16 protein-coding genes and 1 riboswitch are annotated in these 20279 nt (G+C 45.7%); of the genes, 8 read left to right on the top strand and 8 right to left on the bottom strand.

The window, feature by feature from the left end:
- The first annotated feature begins 2 nt into the window (after window positions 1-2).
- Window positions 3-947, top strand: a complete 945-nt coding sequence (locus tag M2387_RS05840; RefSeq protein ID WP_259047793.1) for a carbohydrate kinase family protein — start codon at window positions 3-5, stop codon at window positions 945-947.
- 48 nt (window positions 948-995) lie between these two features.
- Here the strand turns inward: M2387_RS05840 and M2387_RS05835 are convergent, their stop codons facing one another.
- Window positions 996-1607 (bottom strand): methylthioribulose 1-phosphate dehydratase, encoded by a 612-nt coding sequence (locus M2387_RS05835; RefSeq protein ID WP_259047792.1) that lies wholly within the window; start codon window positions 1605-1607, stop codon window positions 996-998.
- Between the two features lie 274 nt (window positions 1608-1881).
- Here M2387_RS05835 and M2387_RS05830 point away from each other — a divergent pair, with 274 nt between their 5' ends.
- From M2387_RS05830 to M2387_RS05820, 3 genes are all read left to right on the top strand, one after another.
- The gene (locus M2387_RS05830; protein ID WP_259047790.1) at window positions 1882-2178 is read left to right on the top strand and encodes a hypothetical protein; all 297 of its coding nucleotides are present in this window, start codon (window positions 1882-1884) and stop codon (window positions 2176-2178) included.
- A 237-nt stretch (window positions 2179-2415) separates the two neighbouring features.
- Window positions 2416-2591: riboswitch (M-box (ykoK) riboswitch) on the top strand.
- A gap of 72 nt (window positions 2592-2663) precedes the next feature.
- Window positions 2664-3701: a magnesium transporter gene (locus tag M2387_RS05825; RefSeq protein ID WP_259047788.1), complete on the top strand. Its 1038-nt coding sequence runs from the start codon at window positions 2664-2666 to the stop codon at window positions 3699-3701.
- Window positions 3702-4000: 299 nt separating this feature from the next.
- Window positions 4001-4705 carry an MgtC/SapB family protein gene (locus tag M2387_RS05820; RefSeq protein WP_259047785.1) on the top strand — a complete coding sequence of 235 codons (705 nt, stop codon included), beginning with the start codon at window positions 4001-4003 and terminating at the stop codon, window positions 4703-4705.
- A 44-nt stretch (window positions 4706-4749) separates the two neighbouring features.
- On the opposite strand, the gene moeB is transcribed toward M2387_RS05820, so the two are convergent.
- The 5 genes from moeB to M2387_RS05795 form a co-directional block, all read right to left on the bottom strand.
- Window positions 4750-5514 (bottom strand): molybdopterin-synthase adenylyltransferase MoeB, encoded by a 765-nt coding sequence (moeB, locus tag M2387_RS05815; RefSeq protein WP_259047783.1) that lies wholly within the window; start codon window positions 5512-5514, stop codon window positions 4750-4752.
- Between the two features lies 1 nt (window position 5515).
- Window positions 5516-6748, bottom strand: coding sequence for a molybdopterin molybdotransferase MoeA (gene moeA, locus M2387_RS05810; protein ID WP_259047781.1), 1233 nt, complete (start codon window positions 6746-6748; stop codon window positions 5516-5518).
- 140 nt (window positions 6749-6888) lie between these two features.
- On the bottom strand, window positions 6889-7521 hold the full coding sequence (locus tag M2387_RS05805) for an META domain-containing protein (protein WP_259047780.1): 633 nt from the start codon (window positions 7519-7521) through the stop codon (window positions 6889-6891).
- A 962-nt stretch (window positions 7522-8483) separates the two neighbouring features.
- The gene (locus M2387_RS05800) at window positions 8484-9776 is read right to left on the bottom strand and encodes a hypothetical protein (RefSeq protein WP_259047778.1); all 1293 of its coding nucleotides are present in this window, start codon (window positions 9774-9776) and stop codon (window positions 8484-8486) included.
- Between the two features lie 358 nt (window positions 9777-10134).
- The gene (locus tag M2387_RS05795; protein ID WP_409039428.1) at window positions 10135-12132 is read right to left on the bottom strand and encodes a bifunctional 2',3'-cyclic-nucleotide 2'-phosphodiesterase/3'-nucleotidase; all 1998 of its coding nucleotides are present in this window, start codon (window positions 12130-12132) and stop codon (window positions 10135-10137) included.
- Between the two features lie 331 nt (window positions 12133-12463).
- On the opposite strand from M2387_RS05795, the gene gsiA reads away from it, so the two are divergent.
- The 4 genes from gsiA (at window position 12464) to gsiD (ending at window position 17836) form a co-directional block, all read left to right on the top strand.
- Window positions 12464-14338 (top strand): glutathione ABC transporter ATP-binding protein GsiA, encoded by a 1875-nt coding sequence (gene gsiA, locus M2387_RS05790; protein ID WP_259047775.1) that lies wholly within the window; start codon window positions 12464-12466, stop codon window positions 14336-14338.
- A 19-nt stretch (window positions 14339-14357) separates the two neighbouring features.
- The gene (gene gsiB, locus M2387_RS05785) at window positions 14358-15896 is read left to right on the top strand and encodes a glutathione ABC transporter substrate-binding protein GsiB (protein ID WP_259047774.1); all 1539 of its coding nucleotides are present in this window, start codon (window positions 14358-14360) and stop codon (window positions 15894-15896) included.
- 105 nt (window positions 15897-16001) lie between these two features.
- The gene (gene gsiC, locus M2387_RS05780; protein ID WP_259048310.1) at window positions 16002-16928 is read left to right on the top strand and encodes a glutathione ABC transporter permease GsiC; all 927 of its coding nucleotides are present in this window, start codon (window positions 16002-16004) and stop codon (window positions 16926-16928) included.
- Complete coding sequence (gene gsiD / locus M2387_RS05775; protein WP_259047772.1) at window positions 16925-17836, top strand: glutathione ABC transporter permease GsiD; 912 nt, start codon at window positions 16925-16927, stop codon at window positions 17834-17836. The genes gsiC and gsiD overlap by 4 nt, the downstream gene beginning before the upstream one ends.
- Window positions 17837-17875: 39 nt before the next feature.
- Here gsiD and rimO read toward each other — a convergent pair whose 3' ends face one another.
- Window positions 17876-19183, bottom strand: a complete 1308-nt coding sequence (gene rimO / locus M2387_RS05770) for a 30S ribosomal protein S12 methylthiotransferase RimO (protein WP_409039427.1) — start codon at window positions 19181-19183, stop codon at window positions 17876-17878.
- A gap of 216 nt (window positions 19184-19399) precedes the next feature.
- The gene (locus M2387_RS05765; RefSeq protein ID WP_259047768.1) at window positions 19400-20026 is read right to left on the bottom strand and encodes a glutathione S-transferase family protein; all 627 of its coding nucleotides are present in this window, start codon (window positions 20024-20026) and stop codon (window positions 19400-19402) included.
- Between the last annotated feature and the right edge of the window lie 253 nt (window positions 20027-20279).

Here is a 20279-nt window from a genome sequence, read left to right as displayed (position 1 = left end):
CTGTGAGTAAATTTGATGCGGTTTTTGTCGGCCTGACCATTCTGGATATTGCAGGCCGACCGGTGGTCGAAATCCCTGCCGGTGGTGGCGTACAGTTTATCGAGCAAATTCGGCTTAATCCGGCTGGAACCGCTGCCGGGGCACTGGTTAATGCGGCGAAATTGGGTATCCGCACGTCAACCGTTGCCTGTCTGGGGAACGATGAAAAAGCCGAGTTTATTCTGGGCGCTTATCAGCGTCTGGGTATCGACTGTTCATTAATTCAGCGGACTTCAAATAAAGAAACTTCAGCGACTATCTTACCTGTCAGACCCAATGGTGAGCGTCCGGCACTGCATTGCCGGGGGGCTTCAGATGAGCTTTTTGTCAGTGAAGAAAGCTTTGACGAGATACTCGACTGCCGTTTTCTCCATCACGGTGGAACGGGATTACTGGCCGCGATGGATCAGGGACAAAGCGCTAAGTTGCTTAAAGCAGCTCATGATCGTGGCATCACGACCAGTTTCGATTTAATCGCGCCAAATCCGGGAACGCTGGAACTGCTACGGCCATTACTGCCCTACGTTGACTACTTTATGCCTGCGCTGGAAGAGGCCGCCTATATTTCTGGTTTAACCGATCCGGCTGAGATAGCCGCCTTCTTCCATGACTTGGGCGCTGGCTGTTGTATCTTTAAAGATGGTGCGCAGGGCTCACTGTTATTTAAACAGAGATCGGTGGTGCGTATCCCGTCTTATCAGATAGTGGCGAGCGATACCACGGGCTGTGGCGATAGCTATTGCGGCGGTTTTATCGCCGCTCTGGCAAAAGGCCATTCTGTTGAAGAAGCTTGTCAGATTGGTTCCGCGGTTGCGGCACTGGTGGCGACAGGGCTGGGGTCAGATGCAGGTCTGGTAGACTGGCAGCAGCTGCAAGAGTTTATGGCGAATACGCCCGTTAATGCCTGATATTGTGAAAACCGGTCACATTCAGTGACCGGTTAAAAATCGTCGGGACTAATCGCGCTCGTAAAGACGGCGCTGCATCTCACACTCAAATAAGAATTCCAGTCCTTCAAGATGACGACGCGCTTCGCTGACGTCTTTACCCCAGCAGGTCAGACCGTGCCCGCGTAACAGGAAGCCATATTGCAGGGGATGCTGCTGTGCATATTGTTCAATATGTTTCGACAAGCCATCAATATCCTGAGAGTTTTCAAAAATAGCTATCGGCAGAGTATCAAGATGATTGGTCTGGCCGCCGAGCGATTTCTGCATTTCATAGCCATGAATATTCAGCACGTCGCGTTTCTCAATACGTGACAGAACGGTGGCATTAACCGTATGAACGTGCAGCACGACATTCGCCTCAGGAAACAGACGATAAATTAGCGTATGTAAGCCGGTTTCCGCCGAGGGTTTACGTCCGGAAGGGGCCAGATTACTGGCGATATCGACCTGCAGAAAGTCTTCCGTTGTCAGAGTGCCTTTATCACGGCCTGATTCGCTCAGCCAGCACCACTCAACATCCTGACGAATAGACATATTTCCGCCCGTTGCCGGTGCCCAGCCTTTGGCACCAATCCAATGACAGGTAGTGACTAATTGCGCCAGTCTTTCTTGCCACATAACGATTTTCCTTTCCTGTTGCGTATTTATCAATCTAGCCGTCTAAATGGCTAGATTGAAGATGCTATCATTATGTGAACAAATCAACAACAGCCAATAAATGATAAGTGCTATCTGATGATAAATGACCGCTTATTTAGTGCTTTCAGCCATTAATTTGACTCTTTTGTGGATTGTTTTTTGAAATTATCTTAACGGGTGAAATATTATGCTGTTAATGCGTTGTGAATGGCAGCGCTTTTGCATGCTGATAAATGCCAGTAAGGGATAACAGATGAATAAACTATGGATAGTGATACTACTGTTTTGCTCTACAAGCTTGGGAGCAAGTGCGAAAGCCGATTTCGCACTGAAGTGGCAGGCGGAGAAGAATCAGACAACGGACGCAATACAACATTCAGGAGAAGGGCAGAATCAATGGCGACAACCGCCATCATCTTTCAGCTTACCTGAACATAAATCCAGCCTTCCTGATATGTTTGGTCGGGTGGATAAACCCCATCGCCTGCGTTACAGCGATCCAAATTTTTCTTCATTTAATAGTGATGAGGGTTATTCCACTCTCCATTGAGAGTGGCGGTGATAAATCCTGGATAATCATTTCCAGGATTTATGTTCCCTATTCAGAGGATACTCCTGATTAATCAGGATAAATAAATTGTTAAACTCAGGATGAAAACGTTAATTTTGTGTTGTGGTTTTTCATCTATTCATTTATTTCCCGGGAAATATAAATGAATACTAAACGACACTAACCTTTTGTATTGCACTGGAAATAGATTGGAATAGAATCTGCCGCGAAGATTTTGCAGTATCTCGTTAGGCGAGGCTCCTGTACAAACATAGGTTACTGATCTGACGACGTCGAGAGACGCCCAAGATTAGGACAGGTTATATCGAGTCAAGGTATAACCCCAGGTAACTTCCTCCTGATATTCAGGGGATACGTTGTACAGTGCTAAAACCGAGACATGGAGATAGCGTTAGCACTCTCATATCTTGCTTCGCCCCAGATGAGTTCTGTTTATTATAAAACAGTAATCGGGGAAATTAATCATGACCTTTTCAACTCCAGACGTAGTGCACAACAACGCTCAGTCTCTGGCCTGTACAGCAGACAATACCCCACAGCAAAGCCACGATATTGCGTCCTATATGACGCAGAATTATCTGGCTCTCTCAGCTGTGACCGATGTAAATACCGCACGTGAAAAATTCTTTTCTGATATTGACAGTGAATATATTGCCCCGCAAATATTTGTTGTCGACGATGACGGTTATCTTTTAGGTCTGGTGACAGTAAAAAGTTTACTGGACGCGAATACAGATGCCTTGATCGGCGATTTAATGACAGGGATTAAGCATTCTCTGTTAATAGATAAACCGCGTCATGAAACCAGCGTTTTTTTAAAACAGACTGCGGTGAGTTATATTCCGGTACTTAATAATGGCAAAATTGTTGGCATATTAGGGCCAAAGGAAATTGCTGAGCTAAAAGAAGATGAGGGGACTGAAGACAGTCAGCTCCAGGGGGCTTCATCACCTCTGGATATTCCTTATCTGGAAAACAGTATTTTTACCCTGTGGCGCAAACGATCGGTCTGGTTATTACTGCTCTTTGTGGCAGAAGCTTATACCGGAACAGTTATTAAATCATTTGAAGATCAGCTGGAGACGGCGATTGCCCTGGCGTTCTTTATTCCGTTATTGATTGGTACCGGGGGAAATACCGGAACGCAAATTACCTCAACCTTGGTCAGAGCAATGGCGCTCGGTGAGGTCGGTCTGAAAGACTTAGGTGCGATTCTGCGTAAAGAAGTCTCCGCTGCGATATTAATCGCCCTGACGATAGGTACTGCAGGCTTCATTCGGGCATGGACGTTGGGTGTCGGTTTTGAGGTGATGACGGTTGTCAGTTTAACGCTGATTGCGATTACTATCTGGAGTGCGGTGGTTTCCTCGATAATTCCGATGCTATTACGCCGTATTAATATCGACCCAGCACTGGTTTCGGCCCCCTTTATCTCGACGCTTATCGATGGTACCGGACTGATTATCTATTTTCAGATTGCCAAAGTGATGCTGACGATTTAGTGAATGACAGAGGGCAGGGAGTTATCCCTGCCTGACTCATATTAGCTTTTTTACTTTAGAGGGTTACTGCATTGGACATAAGTCCCGGACGATTACAACAGGTACGTGCTCTAAGATAACCTCATTAATTCGGGTTCTGTCTTAGCTGCGTGTTAAGGCTCAGGATCCTTGTCTTCAGTTTCCTTCCGTCAAATTGCGATATTGCCATCAGGTGATGTCCATGCCTGCTGTAATCCATGTCACTTCATTTAAATTGCCTCGAGGACAGGCAATTATTGCTCTGTAGAGTGAGTATTATCATGGACTGGAAAATATTTTTACTGCGCGTTGCCGTTGCACTGGTACTGGGTGCTTTGATTGGCAGTGAACGTCAGCTACGTCAGCGTCTCACCGGACTTCGTACTAATGCCCTGGTGAGTACGGGAGCCTGTTTATTTGTTTTAATGACACAGGCTGTCCCGGGAATGACGGCTGATGCACCTCGAGTTGCCGCCTATGTGGTCTCGGGTATTGGTTTCCTGGGGGGCGGCGTGATTATGCGAGACGGGCTAAATGTGCGTGGGCTGAATACTGCCGCCACACTGTGGTGTACTGCCGCAATTGGTGTGCTGTGTAGTATGGGACTATTGCTCGAAGCTGCGATAGGCAGTTTGGTCGTATTGTGTGCCAATATATTATTACGTGACTTGGCGGCGGGGTTTAACCGGCAGTCGGTTATCCCGGCGAGCGAGGTTATTCAGCACTACAAAGTACGTATTATCTGCCAGGCACAGGATGAGGTACAGGTACGCAGCCTGATGCTACACAGCCTGGGAAACAGTGGTCTGCGTTTGCAGTCACTTCATAGTGAAGATCTGGTACCGCCTTCCAAAATGGAGGTTAATGCAGAAGTCACCGGACCCCCTAAATTAACTGACCAGCTAGAAAACCTGGTCAGTCGGATCAGCCTTGAAAAAGGGGTCAGTTCTGTCAGATGGCAGCTGTGTGATATGGACAGCGAATAGCGACTTAAAAGCGTTGTAAATACAACGCTTTTTTCTTCACAGAGTCAATGGGCAGGCTCGTTGTTTCCGCAGACATCACATTGTGGATCGCGCATCAGCTTCATTTCCCTGAACTGGCAAGTCATAGCGTCATACATCACTATCTTGCCTGTTGGCGGGGTACCAAAGTGAGTGAGAACTTTAATCGTTTCCATCGCTTGTAGTGAGCCAATTACGCCCACCAGAGGCGCCATCACGCCAGCTTCAACACAACTCAGAGTCGCATCACCAAACAGCCGGCTCAGGCAGCGGTAACAAGGCGTGCCGGGTTGATAAGTAAAGACGCTTATCTGCCCTTCCATGCGAATGGCCGCTCCGGAAACTAGCGGAACGGTATGCGCAAAACAGCCACGATTAAGCTGCTGACGGATTTCAATATTATCGGTACAGTCCAGCACAATATCGTGCCCGGAAATTTGCTGGTGTAGCTGCAGCTCCGTTAACTGGCCATTGATAATCTCAATTTGTATATGCGGATTTATCGCCGTCAGCGACTCTCGGGCTGAAAGGACTTTAGGCTGACCGATATCGATATCATGATGCAAGGTCTGACGCTGAAGGTTGGACAGAGCCACGGTATCAAAGTCGAGCAAAGTCAAATGCCCGACACCTGCCGCCGCCAGATATTGCGTTGCGGCACACCCTAAACCACCGAGACCGACAACGAAGACCCGGGAGCCTTTCAATTTTTCCTGTCCGTCAAAATCAAAATTCCGCAGTACTATCTGGCGGTTATAACGCAGCATTTCAGCATCAGTCAGCTCTTCCATCCTAGCCCCCAAACAGTGAATTAAAAGGTTCTACCTCTACCCATTCACCGGCTTCGACATGACCACGTTCCCGCTCAAGTACGATAAAACAGTTCGCCTGGCTGAAAGAGCTAAAAATATGCGAGCCCTGATGCCCGGTGCTGTGAACTTCAAGGTTGCCCTGATCATTTGTTTTAAGAATACCGCGCTGGAAATCCAGTCGGCCCGGACTTTTCTTCAGTTTTTCTGCTGTCCGTACGCGTAGTCGGGCGGGGAGAGCCAGGCCCGTTTGTCCGCTGAGTCGTGCCAGCAGTGGTTGAACTAACTGATAAAAAGTGACTGCGGCTGAAACCGGATTTCCTGGTAACCCGCAGAACCAGCTATCACTCAGACGGCCAAAGGCAAAGGGTTTACCCGGCTTGATAGCAAGTTTCCAGAAGCCTATCTCGCCCAGTTCTTCGAGGATCTGTTTCGTATAATCGGCTTCACCTACGGAGACGCCGCCGCTGCTGATGACCACATCCGCTTGCTGAGAAGCCTGCTGGAAGGCAGCGCGTAAAGCCTGTTCGTTATCCGGAATAATGCCGAGGTCTGTCACCTCACAACCGAGTTGTGACAGCATGATATGGACCGCCAGGCGGTTGGTATCGTAAATCTGCCCTTCCGCAAGGGGTTCGCCCGGCAAGCGCAGCTCATCGCCGGTCGAGAAAACGGCGACTTTGAGCGGGCGAAATACCTCAACATCCTTGATGCCGAGTGAGGCAATCATCGCCAGTTCAGCAGCGCTCAGTTTAATTCCGGCATTAAGGACAGCGGCTCCTTCAACAATATCTTCCCCACGACGGCGGATATTCTGACCCGGGCGGACAGAAACAGGAAAGCGTACACCATGCTCAGTGACTTCGGCTTCTTCTTGCATAATTACGGCTTCAGTTCCTGGCGGGATAGGTGCACCCGTCATAATACGAATACAGCTCTTTTCAGGCCAGAGGCCGGTAAATGGCTGGCCTGCAAAGGCTTTACCTGCAACCGATAACACGCCTCCGGATTCAAGATCCGAGATTCTTACCCCATAACCGTCCATCGCTGAATTATCAAAACCAGGAACATCAATAGGGGAGATAACCGGTGTAGCAGTAATGCGTCCTGCTGCCTGGAGTAAACTTAAGGTCTGCGTTTCGGTTACTGCTGAGATACCCGATAACATCTTTTCCAGCGCAGTTTCCAGGGGGATAAGTCCGGTAGTCTGTTCCATTGTTGATTCCTCGGTAGCTAACAAAGCAAAGCGTCATTATGACAGAAAATAGTGGACTACGAATGATTGCGGGCATAACAATCATTTGCTCGTTATCGCAAACGGCAGGCGATATTGTGAAAATATGCCTGCCGCTGGAACTAGTAGCTGAAGTATTGAGGCGCAGCCTGCATCCAGATCAGAGTGTATTCATTGTTTTTTAGCGTCAACTCATAGCCATCAAAACTGATTTTCGCACCTTTATTCAGCATTTTATCAAACTGCACATCAAGTTCATTGAGTTGAGGGTTATGGGATAACATTCTGGTCATGGCTAAACCTTCCGTTTTAAGTTGGTCTCCACTCAGTGTTGCTTTACCAGAAAAATAGTTGCCCATGACTCCGGACATTTGCAGATTTTCATCGAAACTCAGTTCGGGGATTTTTTCCTTATTTTTAGCGACGAATGGCGTACCGTTAACACTTTGCAGTATAAAACGATTGTTTACTAAATCTTGTGGTGAAAGTGGTTTCTGAGCTTCATGAGTCCCCTTTGAAGCAACGCTGAAACCAGGATCAACAGGATTAGCGATAATGGCTTGTTGGGAAGTGTAGGAGGAGTAGCCTGAATAGGCTCTCGCTGAGGCGAAGGCTTGAGTTGAGTGAGCTGCCGTGTTTATTTTTGATGTAAATGACTGGTTAGCGGGTAGATTAACCAAGGCTTGGGGAGCTACTTGGTATATAGAATACAAAGAAGAACTTAGTGATATATTTGACAGGGCATTATGTGGCATAAAATATACTCCTGGTTGATATGTTATCAGATGTAACTGACATTTTGGTGGTGAAGTTATCATCAATGTCTGATGTTTTATTGATGATGGATTAATTTGTGTTTTTGATTACCCTGTGTTTTCTCGGGAAGTCTATTTGTTGTGTCGATAATCAATAAACATGACGATAGATGATGTTGTTGAGGAATAATATCAATTAAGCTTCATTACTTCATAAATGTCTATTATTAAATGCTAGATAATTAATAATGAAAATTTTTATTATGGTGCGTGGTATTTTTATGTAAATAATTCATTGGGTGATTGTTTTTCTCGATATTTCCTCAGGATATAAAGAAGCATTAATTATCAAGGGTGAGTAAGGTACGGAGAAATATTGATATCATTTCATTTTTAATAAATGATTTAAATTCCGTGGGTTACGAGCAAGCTGGACTATCAAGATTTCTTAATGATAATTTTGCTAAGGAAAAATCCTCAAAAAGAATATCAATAAAAATAAATGTCAATCAATTGTCAGAAATCAATGACGCAATAGAAAAAAGAATCTGACTAAAAATACCGATGTCATTAAAGTCATAATACTAAGAATTAATAAAGTTATCGTTCAAAATGATAAGCCAGAAGCACTGGCTGAGTTAAAAAATGTTGCCGCTGCATTTATTTAATAGTCCTGATAAAAAACGGAGTCTGAAATTCATGGCTCCATTTGGCTTTACTGTCTACCGATAGTCATATATCAATGGTCGCTTTCGTCCAGTGAGACCAGATAGATCGGCACACCAGTCATAATGCGAATACAGCAGACCTGGATAAAGGGCTAGCCCGTATACTCGTTGTTGGGGCGTTTTTTAGCGCATATATCCGGTCGGATCGGTATGACCTATTGTTATATTCTGTACTATGGAAAGAAGCGACAAGCGATATCGTCAAGACATGTTTGTCGCCGAAACTAACAAAGATTATTGAGGTATTGTCATGCGAATGAATTGGTTAGTGTTATGCTCCATTTCAAGAAGTTGCTGCTCAGTATATTCTGTATCATCTAACATTCTGTTAACCATATAGTGAAATTTGGACTTATTATTAATGATTACATCAGCGGCTAAAAGTGAAGAGACACGTTTTCTATGTATTAATGTCTTTTCAATATGTTCATCAGGTAATAATTTTTCCTGAAAATTATGTCTTTCTTTTACTTCATATTCTAATATGGAATAATTTTTAAATGTATCAAGTAAGCGTCTGGCAGCAAAATGTTTATCTTCCTCGCTGCCATTGAATACTGATGATATAATATTATCGATTTCATTTTTATAAAATTCACTCATATTATTATACATTTTTTTTCCAAGTGGATAATATATATCTCTAGGAATGGTTTTTAAAAAATCAGCCCTGGATATCTCATCAGGACTTTCCTCTAAACGTTTTGGTAATAAAGTTCCAATGGAGATTTCTTCACCACTTTCGTTAATTATATAGATATTACCATCATACTCAAGTGCAGGATTAGTTCTATTTAATGTAACCTCTGTCGTACTGGAGATCTGATCATCAGGAATAGAGGTGGCATCAGTATTATTGAATGTCGTCATTGCAAACATACCTACGTAAGGACCAGTTACGTTATTTTTTGTCAAAATACTATTGACTGAAGTATCAGTTGTATTAAGATTCCTGTAATCCAAGTCAGAGTTAGATGAGCTATTTTTTGTCTCAGTAATATTGGATAGAACCTTCGTTCCATAAATGTTTTTGTAATATGAATAAGGCTCGGATGAGTTATTTTTTACCTCAGTGTTATTGAATGGAACCACCGTTGTACTGGATATCTGAACATCGGTACCAGGCATGGATAATCTTTCGGATGATGGTAAACAGGGCATCTTTATCAGGATCTGGGGCAGAAATTCTGCATCTGCTATGCATCCTACCTGATTTCCATTGCCTTCTCTTCTGGATAAAAAAGTTAATGCGCCAGCTACGAGGGCTGCTGTACCGGCAAGAACGGACACACCTATAATAAGATACTTCAACCATCCCTTCGGGCGGTGTGAAGATCTGACCTGGCCTTCCTCAGGAGAAAAGTGAACTGTCATAGAGGCTAAGGATTCATTTGAGTTTGCCGCTCCTTTTATTTTTGATGTTAGCGGCGAGACTTCTGCTTGTTTATCTGATACAGAGTCATTGATTTGATAATCGCGATAAAGGGAAGAAGTCTTCGATATATATTCCTGGTCATTATGCAACATAAAATACTCTCTGAATTTATTAATGCCATGTGCTATTAAAATAATCATAATTAACGAGCGGAAAAAATATGCTGTGTAATGATTTTTATTATAGCATGTGAATTGAATCATATGGTGACTGAGTCAATTGGCAGTATAATAAGTATTTTATTCTTTAATGGTATCAAGAAAGGCTCATACCTATCAGTAGATATTTGATTATTTTCTCGGGAAATAAAAAACAATGAATATTATATTTGTTTTATTTATTTGAACTGGTTTTATTACGATTTTAATAAAGGGAGGCTGAAAATAGATAATTCATTTGGTATAAGTAGTAAGCCTGCCAATGTTGCAGGCTTACAAGAGATTTTAATGATTATTTTTCACCCAGAGACACCTGATAAATGGCAAAGCCAGTTTCATCCGTTCCTACTTGTTTCATAGGATACTGGGCATGTTCTTTAATAAACGCTGCTGCTTTTTCACTCGGCGAGGTTTCAAAGCGAACATCTAATTTTTTATCTGTTTTAATCGGGGTGAAGGACCAGTTATTGTCAGCTTTAGAACTGATTTCACCTTTTTCTTTTGATTCTTTAGCAATATAAGCCGCTAAAATCGAGCGGTTTTCATCCGGTGAGGCAAACACTACATGGTCATCACCGGTGCCTGCGAACTTAGCGCCATATCCCCGGTAATTATTGGTTGCCACGAGGAATGTTGCTTTCGGATCGATAGGTTTACCTTGCCAGGTAACATTTTTAATTCGATTCGCATCTTTATTAACTGTCTGGCAGTCACCGTCGTATTTTGCTGGTTGAGTTAAATCGATTTGATAATTCACGCCGCTGATGGTGTCGAAGTTGTAAGTTCTGAATCCATCCCAGTTAATCAGACTTTGCGTGGCTGTGGATTGTGGGTCTATCTGATTAAACATACCCGCAGAACATTCCAGCCATTCAACAACATCGGCACCGGTTGCCTTAACCACCACTAAAGTATTCGGATAGAGATAGAGATCTGCCGCGTTACGGAAGGTTAAATCACCTTTTTCAACTTCAATAAATTCGGCTGGTGCATTTTTACGACCGCCCGCTTTAAAAGGCGCGGCTGCGGATAATACAGGCAAGTCAGCTAAGTCAGGGTCACCCTGAATATACTTCCGGGTATAATCTGTCTGAGCATCATTGACGATTTGTACGGTTGGATCGCTCTGAACCAGCGCTAAATAGCTATACATATTTTCCGAGGCTTTGCCGATGAGCTTACCGACAAAGTCACGGGTGCCTTCATGCTGCTCATTAATAATTTTTACCAGCGCCTCATCGCGTTCGACTAAGGCTTTTTTATTGGCCTTATCGTAAACCGCACGAGTATGGGCTGTGGCATCAACCACTTTCCAGTTACCGTCATCATTATTAACCACTAAATCAACGACACCCAGGTGATCGCCCCATTGGCCGGGCATCACCGCAGGAACACCATTTACGGTGCCTTTTTCAACATCAACGCCCTTAATACCGGCAAACTCTTTTCCCGGGAACACACCATGGGAGTGGCCAAACATAATGGCGTTAATATCCGGAACTTCACTGAGGTAATAGACCGAATTTTCTGCCATTGCTTTATAAGGTTCTTGTGAAAAACCTGAATGAGGAATGGCGACAATGAGATCAGCGCCTTCTTTTTTCATCTGCGGAACAAACTTTTTGGCCGTCTCTGTGATGTCATTAACCACCACTTTGCCTTCCAGATTTTGTTTATCCCAAATAAGAATTTGTGGCGGTACAAAGCCAATATAACCAATTTTTAGATTATGTGTTTTACCGTCACGATCTTTTACTGGCGTGTCGACAATAATATAGGGCTTAAAGTAGTTTTTACCGGTTTTGGCATCGACGATATTGGCATTCACATAGGGAAAATGGGCTCCCGCGATCGCTTTTTGCAGATAATCTAATCCAAAGTTAAATTCATGGTTACCAAAGTTACCCACGGTATAGCCCATAGTATTCATGAGGCTGTGGGCTGGATGAGACTCGCCCTTTTTCAAGCCTTTGTTTGCCATATAATCAGCGAGCGGACTACCCTGGATTAAATCACCGTTATCCACTAAAACTGCGTTGGCAGCTTCATTTTTAGCATTTTTAATCAGTGTCGCAGTACGGACTAAGCCAAATTGTTCAGTCGGTTTATCTTTATAGTAATCAAAATCAACCAGGTTACTGTGAATATCCGATGTTTCCATGACCCGTAAATCAACCGTTGCCGCATTCACATTGAATGCAATCAATAAAGCCAGCGATGATAGTTGTAGAACCTTAGCCACGATACCTCTCCTTAGCCGTTTCTGTAAGCGAGAAATGCTGTCTCGCATGTAGGTACTGAATCCAGATACGTTGTCCAATAAAACAACAAATCCAGGATTACAAATGCATAAATGTGCATTGATTCAACTTTTAGTGATAGTACACTGCAAACAGTAGCCACTTATTCTATCTGAATCACGGTTTTAGTCTTTTTATAGCTATCGATTCTAATCCTGGTCACAGAAATGAATTTATCCGGTGGGTTGCCATCCATGCTGCTAAGTTTGCAACAAACCTCTGAGCATGGTTTTATGGATAAACACTCTGTTTCTGTTAATACGGGCAGCTTGCTTGCGGGCGCTGAGGCAAAACAGATATTTATAGTGATAAGGAAAACGGATGCCGCATAGTCATGCCCTTGCTACAGAGCACGTGCTCTCAGTACGAGATTTAACGATTAGCTTTGAGCAACAAGGTCAGCTTACTCCGGCCGTAAATAATCTCTCCTTTACACTGAGCCGTGGTGAAACGCTGGCTATTGTCGGAGAATCGGGTTCAGGTAAATCTGTCACAGGCCTTGCCTTGATGCGCCTTCTGAGTGAGTCAGGCAGCCAGATGACCTGTGAACAGTTATTGCTGCGCCGTAGAAATCAACAAGTGACCGATTTGCGCAAAATGAGTAACGCCCAGATGCGTAATGTCAGGGGTGCTGATATTGCGATGATCTTTCAGGAACCGATGACCTCGCTTAATCCGGTCTTTCCTGTTGGGGTGCAAATAGCAGAGGCAATCCAGTTACATCAGAAAGTAGGGCACAAAAGAGCACTGGAAGAAGCCAGACTGATGCTGGAAAGAGTTCGTATTCCCGATGCTCAAGAGATACTGAAGCGTTATCCACATCAGCTTTCGGGTGGAATGCGTCAACGCGTAATGATTGCCATGGCTCTGTCATGTCGTCCGGCGGTGTTGATTGCGGATGAACCGACAACTGCTCTGGATGTCACCATTCAGGCAAAAATTTTGCAGCTGATCCGCGTTTTGCAAGATGAAATGCAGATGGGGGTGATTTTTATCACTCATGATATGGGGGTGGTCGCGGATATTGCCGATCGCGTATTAGTTATGTATCGGGGTCAGGCAGTTGAAAGCGGTACGGTCGAACAAATTTTCCGTCATCCAAAGCATCGTTATACCCAGTCATTACTGGCTGCGGTACCTCGTCTCGGGTCGATGACGGGACACTCACTGCCGCAAAAATTTCCGGTAATCTCTCCGGATGACGCCGACAAATATATTACCTTTCCGCCACAGGATACGATTCCGGCGGGGGCCAAACCTATTCTTGAGGTTCGGGACTTAGTCACACGCTTTCCTATTCATAGCGGAATTTTTAACCGTATCAAGCGTGAAGTACATGCGGTGGAAAAGGTGAGTTTCGACTTACGTCCCGGCGAAACTTTAGCGCTGGTTGGGGAATCAGGTTGTGGCAAGTCGACGACCGGACGTTCATTGTTACGCCTGGTCAAAAGCCAGAGTGGCACAATTACCTTTGATGGAAGGCGAATCGATAATCTCTCGAATGCCGATATGCAGTCATTGCGTAAAAATATTCAGATTATCTTTCAGGACCCTTATGCCTCTCTCGATCCCCGACAAACCGTGGGGTATTCGATTGCTGAGCCTTTGCTGGTGCATAAAGTGATGTCGCCTGAGCAGGCTGAACAGCGAGTGGCCAGGCTGCTGGAGCGGGTCGGTTTATTACCGGAATATGCCTCGCGTTATCCACATGAATTTTCCGGTGGTCAGCGTCAACGTATTTGCATTGCCCGAGCTCTGGCGTTGAATCCTCAAGTGGTTATCGCTGATGAGTCAGTCTCGGCATTGGATGTTTCTATTCGTGCCCAGATTATTAATTTATTACTCGATTTACAGCAAGAATTTGGTATTGCCTTTTTGTTTATCTCTCATGATATGGCGGTAGTGGAACGAATCAGCCACCGAGTGGCAGTGATGTATCTTGGGCAAATTGTTGAAATAGGCCCTCGCCGAGCGGTGTTCGAAAACCCGCAACACCCCTATACCCGTAAACTGATGGCTGCAGTACCGGTTGCCGATCCCTCCTTTCGGGGGCGTAAACCCGTACTCGTGTCAGATGACACTCCCAGTGCCGCACGGGATCTCGGAGATGAACCCTATATCGCTCCCTTAGTTGAAATAGCCCCTGGGCATTTTGTTGCCCGGCACACTATCGGTAGTAGTGAAAATCGTGTTTAAAGAGCCCTGGAGAAGAATAATGAAAATTCGTAACACGCAAAAATGGTTAATTTCAGCGGGGCTTGCCTCGGTATTTATTGCGGCCCCTGCGTTTGCTGCTAAAGACATTGTGGTGGCGGTGGGATCTAACCTGACGACGCTGGATCCTTATGATGCTAACGATACGCTGTCACAGGCGGTGGCGAAGTCTTTTTATCAGGGGCTGTTCGGACTTGATAAAGATATGAAGTTTACCAATGTGCTGGCTGAGAGCTATAGCGTGTCTGAAAATGGCCTCGACTATACTATTGTCCTGCGATCGGGTGTCAAATTCCAGGACGGAACTGACTTTAATGCTGAAGCCGTGAAGGTCAACCTTGATCGTGCCAGTGATCCCAATAATCGTCTTAAACGTTATAACCTCTATCGTTTGATTGATAGCACCGAAGTTATTGATCCCCACAAGGTGAAAATAACCTTAAAGCAACCCTTCTCGGCATTTATTAATGTCCTGGCTCACCCGGCGACGGCGATGATCTCCCCAGCCGCGCTGCAAAAATACGGGAAAGATATTGGTTTCCACCCGGTAGGAACAGGGCAGTATCAGCTGGAGACCTGGAATCAGACTGACTTTGTTAAAGTGAAAAAGTTTGCCGATTACTGGCAGCCGGGTTTACCAAAACTGGATAGCATCACCTGGCGACCTGTTGTTGATAACAATACCCGTGCAGCGATGCTCCAGACAGGTGAAGCGCAATTTGCCTTCCCGATCCCTTATGAACAAGCCGGCATCTTAGCGAAAAATAGCAAAATTGACCTTGTGGCATCGCCGTCAATTATGCAGCGTTACATCAGTATGAATGTGACGCAAAAACCTTTTGATAATCCGAAAGTTCGTGAAGCCATTAACTATGCGATTAACCGTGATGCTTTGGTAAAAGTTGCCTTCGCAGGTTATGCTACACCGGCCGAGGGGGTTGTACCTCCAGCGATTGCCTACTCCGTTCAGTTTAAGCCTTGGCCTTATGACCCTGCCAAGGCGAAGCAATTATTAGCAGAAGCTGGCTACCCGAATGGATTTGAAACAACACTTTGGTCTTCTCATAATCACAGTACCGCGCAAAAAGTGTTACAGTTCACTCAGCAGCAGCTGGCTCAGGTCGGTATTAAGGTAAAACTGACCGCAATGGATGCCGGGCAACGTGCAGCTGAAGTTGAAGGTAAAGGGCAGAAAGAGAGTGGCGTCAGAATGTTCTATACCGGCTGGACGGCATCAACCGGAGAAGCTGACTGGGCGTTATCACCGTTATTTGCTGCGACCAACTGGCCACCAACGCTGTTTAATACTGCATTTTATAGTAACCCACAGGTTGACAGCGATTTGGCGGCGGCGTTAAAAACAACCCAGCCTGAAGAGAAAGCCAGACTCTATAAAGACGCTCAGGACATTATCTGGAAAGAGGCTCCCTGGGTACCTTTGGTGGTTGAGAAGCTCGTCTCAGCACATAGCAAAAATTTAACCGGATTTTATATGATGCCTGATACCGGTTTTAGTTTTGATGAAGCTGATTTGAAGTAATTTTTACCGTTATGCGGTAACAGGATGGATGATGCGGAGCGTCATCCATTATTTTTTTTCTGTGGCAAAGTAGGTTGCTTTGCCCCCTGTATTACAGAGGCGATATTGTTTAACTATTTCCTCAAACGTCTATTTGGCTTGATTCCGACACTGCTGATTGTAGCCGTGATTGTGTTTTTATTCGTTCATATGTTACCGGGTGACCCGGCACGTATTATCGCCGGACCTGAAGCGGATTCCGCAGTTATTGAACTGGTTCGTGAAGAGTTAGGCCTGAACAAACCGTTATGGTCACAATTTTTTCACTATATGGGTAATATTCTTCAGGGAGATTTTGGTACTTCATTGGTCTCAAAGCGTCCGGTCACGGAAGAGATAGCCAGTCGTTTTATGCCGACATTACTGCTGACGCTTGCCAGCATGGCGTGGGCGACCCTGTTTGGGCTGATGATTGGTATTGTTGCTGCGGTCTGGCGTAATCGCTGGCCGGACCAGCTGAGTATGATTATTGCTGTATCGGGTATCTCTTTTCCGGCTTTTGCTTTAGGCATGCTGCTGATGCAGGTGTTTTCTGTTGAGCTAGGCTGGCTGCCGACAGTCGGAGCAGACAGCTGGCAGCACTATATTTTGCCTTCCCTGGCACTGGGTGCAGCCGTCGCCGCAGTGATGGCCCGTTTTACCCGCGCCTCATTTGTTGAGGTTTTGCAGGAAGATTATATTCGTACCGCTCGTGCTAAAGGTCTGAGCGAAACCATGGTCATTATTCGGCATGGCCTGCGTAATGCCATGATCCCGGTACTGACTATGATGGGGTTGCAGTTTGGCTTTTTGCTGGGCGGGTCGATAGTTATTGAAAAGGTATTTAACTGGCCAGGGCTTGGCCGGTTACTGGTGGACTCAGTTGAAATGCGTGACTATCCGGTGATTCAGGCCGAAGTCCTGCTATTTTCGTTGGAGTTTATTGTGATTAACTTAGTGGTGGATCTGCTCTATGCCGCCATTAACCCGACCATCAGGTATCGTTCAGGATGAAACTGTTTAACTGGCGGCGCCAGGCTATTCTTAACGCGATGCCCATCGTGAAACCCGGGAGGATGAATACTCCCTGGCAGACCTTCTTACGGCGTATCTCCCGCCAGCCGGTGGCGATGAGTTCAGGGGCATTTATTATCTTCCTGATTATTATCGCCCTGATTGCTCCATGGATTGTGCCTTACAATGCGGAGAACTATTTCGATTACGATCAGCTCAACGCTGGCCCGTCGCTAAGCCACTGGTTTGGTGTCGACTCGCTAGGGCGAGATATTTTTAGCCGTGTACTGGTTGGGGCGCGTATATCATTAGCCGCGGGCGTTTTTTCGGTGCTGATTGGTGCCATGATTGGGACTTTTTTTGGCTTACTGGCGGGGTATTATGAAGGGCTGTGGGACCGCGTTATCATGCGTGTCTGTGATGTATTATTTGCCTTTCCGGGCATTCTGCTAGCGATTGCAGTAGTGGCAGTGATGGGCAGCGGTATGACTAATGTTATCATCGCTGTTGCCATCTTTAGTATACCTGCCTTTGCCCGTCTGGTTCGGGGTAATACCCTGGTACTGAAACAGCAAACTTATATTGAGTCCGCGCGCAGTATCGGGGCTTCAGACGCAACTATTATCTTCCGTCATCTGTTACCTGGTACGGTCTCATCGATAGTGGTTTATTTTACCATGCGTATCGGGACATCGATTATCTCTGCTGCAAGCCTGTCATTCTTAGGACTCGGCGCGCAGCCCCCGACACCAGAATGGGGAGCGATGCTCAATGAAGCACGAGCCGATATGGTTATAGCACCGCATGTGGCTATTTTTCCAAGTCTGGCGATATTTTTGACGGTACTGGCTTTTAATTTATTGGGTGACGGGCTGCGCGATGCTCTTGATCCAAAACTGAAAGGCTAATACGCTCCTTTCCTGCCAGCAGGAAAGGAGCGGGATTTATCAGACCAGTGAACCCCACAGGTCATATTCATCGGCGTTTTCGACTTTAACGCGTACTACATCGCCCGGTTTCACTTTAGTGGCTCCGTTCAAGTAGACTGCGCCGTCAATTTCAGGAGCATCAGCCATACTACGGCCAATCGCACCTTCTTCGTCGACTTCATCGATAATCACCAGAATTTCACGACCGACTTTCTCTTGTAAACGCTCGGCAGAGATCTGCTGCTGAAGCTGCATAAAGCGATTCCAGCGCTCTTCTTTAACGTCTTCCGGTACCGGATCTGGCAGCTCATTGGCTTTTGCACCTTCAACCGGGCTGTACTTAAAGCAACCGACTCTGTCAAGGCGCGCTTCTTTCAGGAAATCGAGCAGCATCTGGAAGTCTTCTTCCGTTTCACCCGGGAAGCCAACAATAAAGGTTGAACGCAGGGTCAGTTCAGGGCAAATTTCACGCCATTGTTTGATTCGCTGCAACTGGCGATCGACTGAACCCGGGCGTTTCATTAACTTAAGAATACGCGGGCTTGCATGCTGGAGAGGGATATCCAGATACGGCAGAATTTTCCCTTCAGCCATCAACGGAATCACATCATCAACATGCGGGTAGGGATAGACATAGTGTAAACGTGTCCAGACGCCAAGTTTAGACAGCTGCTCGCACAGACTGACCATGCTGGTTTTGACCGGCGCACCATTCCAGAACCCGGTGCGGTGTTTAACATCAACACCGTAAGCTGACGTATCCTGAGAGATAACCAGCAACTCTTTAACACCCGCTTCAACTAAGCGTTTCGCTTCTGCCAGCACATCACCAATTGGGCGGCTGTCTAAATCACCGCGCATCGATGGGATAATGCAGAAGGTACAACGGTGGTCACAGCCTTCAGAAATTTTCAGGTAGGCATAATGACGGGGTGTCAGTTTCACACCTTGTTCAGGTACCAGACTCAGGAACGGGTTGTGCTGTGGTTTAGGAACATAGTGATGGACATGTTCCAGTACTTGCTCATAACTGTGAGGGCCGGTAATTTCCAGCACCTTAGGATGAACCTCACGAATCTGATCTTCTTTCGCACCCAGACAACCGGTAACAATCACTTTACCGTTCTCTTTTAATGCTTCTCCGATAGCTTCCAGAGATTCTTGTACTGCACTGTCAATAAAGCCGCAGGTGTTGACGATAACCATATCGGCATCATCATAACTCGGGACAACTTCATAGCCTTCAGTCCGAAGTTCCGTCAGGATCCGCTCAGAATCCACCAGGTTTTTTGGACAGCCTAACGATAAAAATCCAATCTTTGCCATTTTATTATTCTGTACATTGCTCACAATGGGGGGGGATTATACATACCCCTCTACCTGACAGCTATATCCGTAGAAAATATGCCAGTACCTCTTGAAGAGAGTGAGACTGTATGATGGATTTAACCGTATAAAAATAAATGATTTTTAAACATGGAGGGGGCGAAAAAAAGCTGATTCAATCGCTCAAAAGGTCTCTGAATCAGCCTTTAATAAAGATTAACTAATGCCAATCATGATTTTTTTCTGGAATGCCGGACGCTGCGTCAGTTGCTGATACCAGCGCTGTAAATGGGGAACGCTATCCCATTCAATATTCAGACTAAATAAGTTATAGATGGCAGGGCCGAGAGCAATATCGCCAGGTCCGAAAGTGTCACCACCCAGCCAGGTTGTCCGCGCCAGTTCCGCATCAACAATGGCAAATTGTTGATTACATGCAGCAATACCCTTTTCAATCAGTTTCGGGTCTTGCTGCTCAGGCGAAAAACGTACCAGACTGATAAAAACATCGCGATGGGGGCCTGCGAGAGTAGTCGCAGTCCAGTCCATCCATTTTTCACCCTTAGCCCGGGCCGCCGGGCTATTCAGCCACAGTGAACCCGCACCGTATTCGGCTGCCAGGTAACGAACAATGGTATTGGATTCCCACAGCGTGAGTCCGTGAGCATCATCATGCAGGCAAGGAACCAGGCCATTAGGGTTCATCGCCAGATACTCAGCGTCATGAGTCAGACCGAACTGGCCGCCAGCGGGAATGGAACGGCAGGGTAAATTCAATTCTTCCAGGCACCAGAGTACTTTTTTTACATTCGTAGAATTATCTCTTCCCCAAACAGTAATCATGATCTTTCCTTTGGATGAGTGAAGTCTGAGTATGGCTTAACTCCTGCCCGATGTCAGCCTGCTGAAAGTAACAGTCAATCAATATGCCGTATCAGGGTGATAAAGCGCGAAAAAATAAACAACAACAGGGGCATGTGAACGCGAGATAGCATAAACTTAATAAACTTTACCAAGGCTACCGTTTATTTTAGCGAGTACCTGGGTTATTACTCACATCCTGGAATAGGTTTCGCGGCGGCGCGTGCCGTCATTA

It is taken from the genome of Klebsiella sp. BIGb0407 (assembly GCF_024807845.1).
Classification (GTDB): domain Bacteria; phylum Pseudomonadota; class Gammaproteobacteria; order Enterobacterales; family Enterobacteriaceae; genus JGM124.
This window is presented reverse-complemented; position numbering and strand designations above follow the sequence as displayed.

Coding starts and splice junctions, on each gene's coding strand:
- M2387_RS05835 (WP_259047792.1), bottom strand. CDS start 1,607: ATGTGGCAAGAAAGACTGGCGCAATTAGTCACTACCTGTCATTGGATT.
- M2387_RS05830 (WP_259047790.1), top strand. CDS start 1,882: ATGAATAAACTATGGATAGTGATACTACTGTTTTGCTCTACAAGCTTG.
- M2387_RS05825 (WP_259047788.1), top strand. CDS start 2,664: ATGACCTTTTCAACTCCAGACGTAGTGCACAACAACGCTCAGTCTCTG.
- M2387_RS05820 (WP_259047785.1), top strand. CDS start 4,001: ATGGACTGGAAAATATTTTTACTGCGCGTTGCCGTTGCACTGGTACTG.
- moeB (WP_259047783.1), bottom strand. CDS start 5,514: ATGGAAGAGCTGACTGATGCTGAAATGCTGCGTTATAACCGCCAGATA.
- moeA (WP_259047781.1), bottom strand. CDS start 6,748: ATGGAACAGACTACCGGACTTATCCCCCTGGAAACTGCGCTGGAAAAG.
- M2387_RS05805 (WP_259047780.1), bottom strand. CDS start 7,521: ATGCCACATAATGCCCTGTCAAATATATCACTAAGTTCTTCTTTGTAT.
- M2387_RS05800 (WP_259047778.1), bottom strand. CDS start 9,776: ATGTTGCATAATGACCAGGAATATATATCGAAGACTTCTTCCCTTTAT.
- M2387_RS05795 (WP_409039428.1), bottom strand. CDS start 12,132: ATGCGAGACAGCATTTCTCGCTTACAGAAACGGCTAAGGAGAGGTATC.
- gsiA (WP_259047775.1), top strand. CDS start 12,464: ATGCCGCATAGTCATGCCCTTGCTACAGAGCACGTGCTCTCAGTACGA.
- gsiB (WP_259047774.1), top strand. CDS start 14,358: ATGAAAATTCGTAACACGCAAAAATGGTTAATTTCAGCGGGGCTTGCC.
- gsiD (WP_259047772.1), top strand. CDS start 16,925: ATGAAACTGTTTAACTGGCGGCGCCAGGCTATTCTTAACGCGATGCCC.
- rimO (WP_409039427.1), bottom strand. CDS start 19,183: ATGGCAAAGATTGGATTTTTATCGTTAGGCTGTCCAAAAAACCTGGTG.
- M2387_RS05765 (WP_259047768.1), bottom strand. CDS start 20,026: ATGATTACTGTTTGGGGAAGAGATAATTCTACGAATGTAAAAAAAGTA.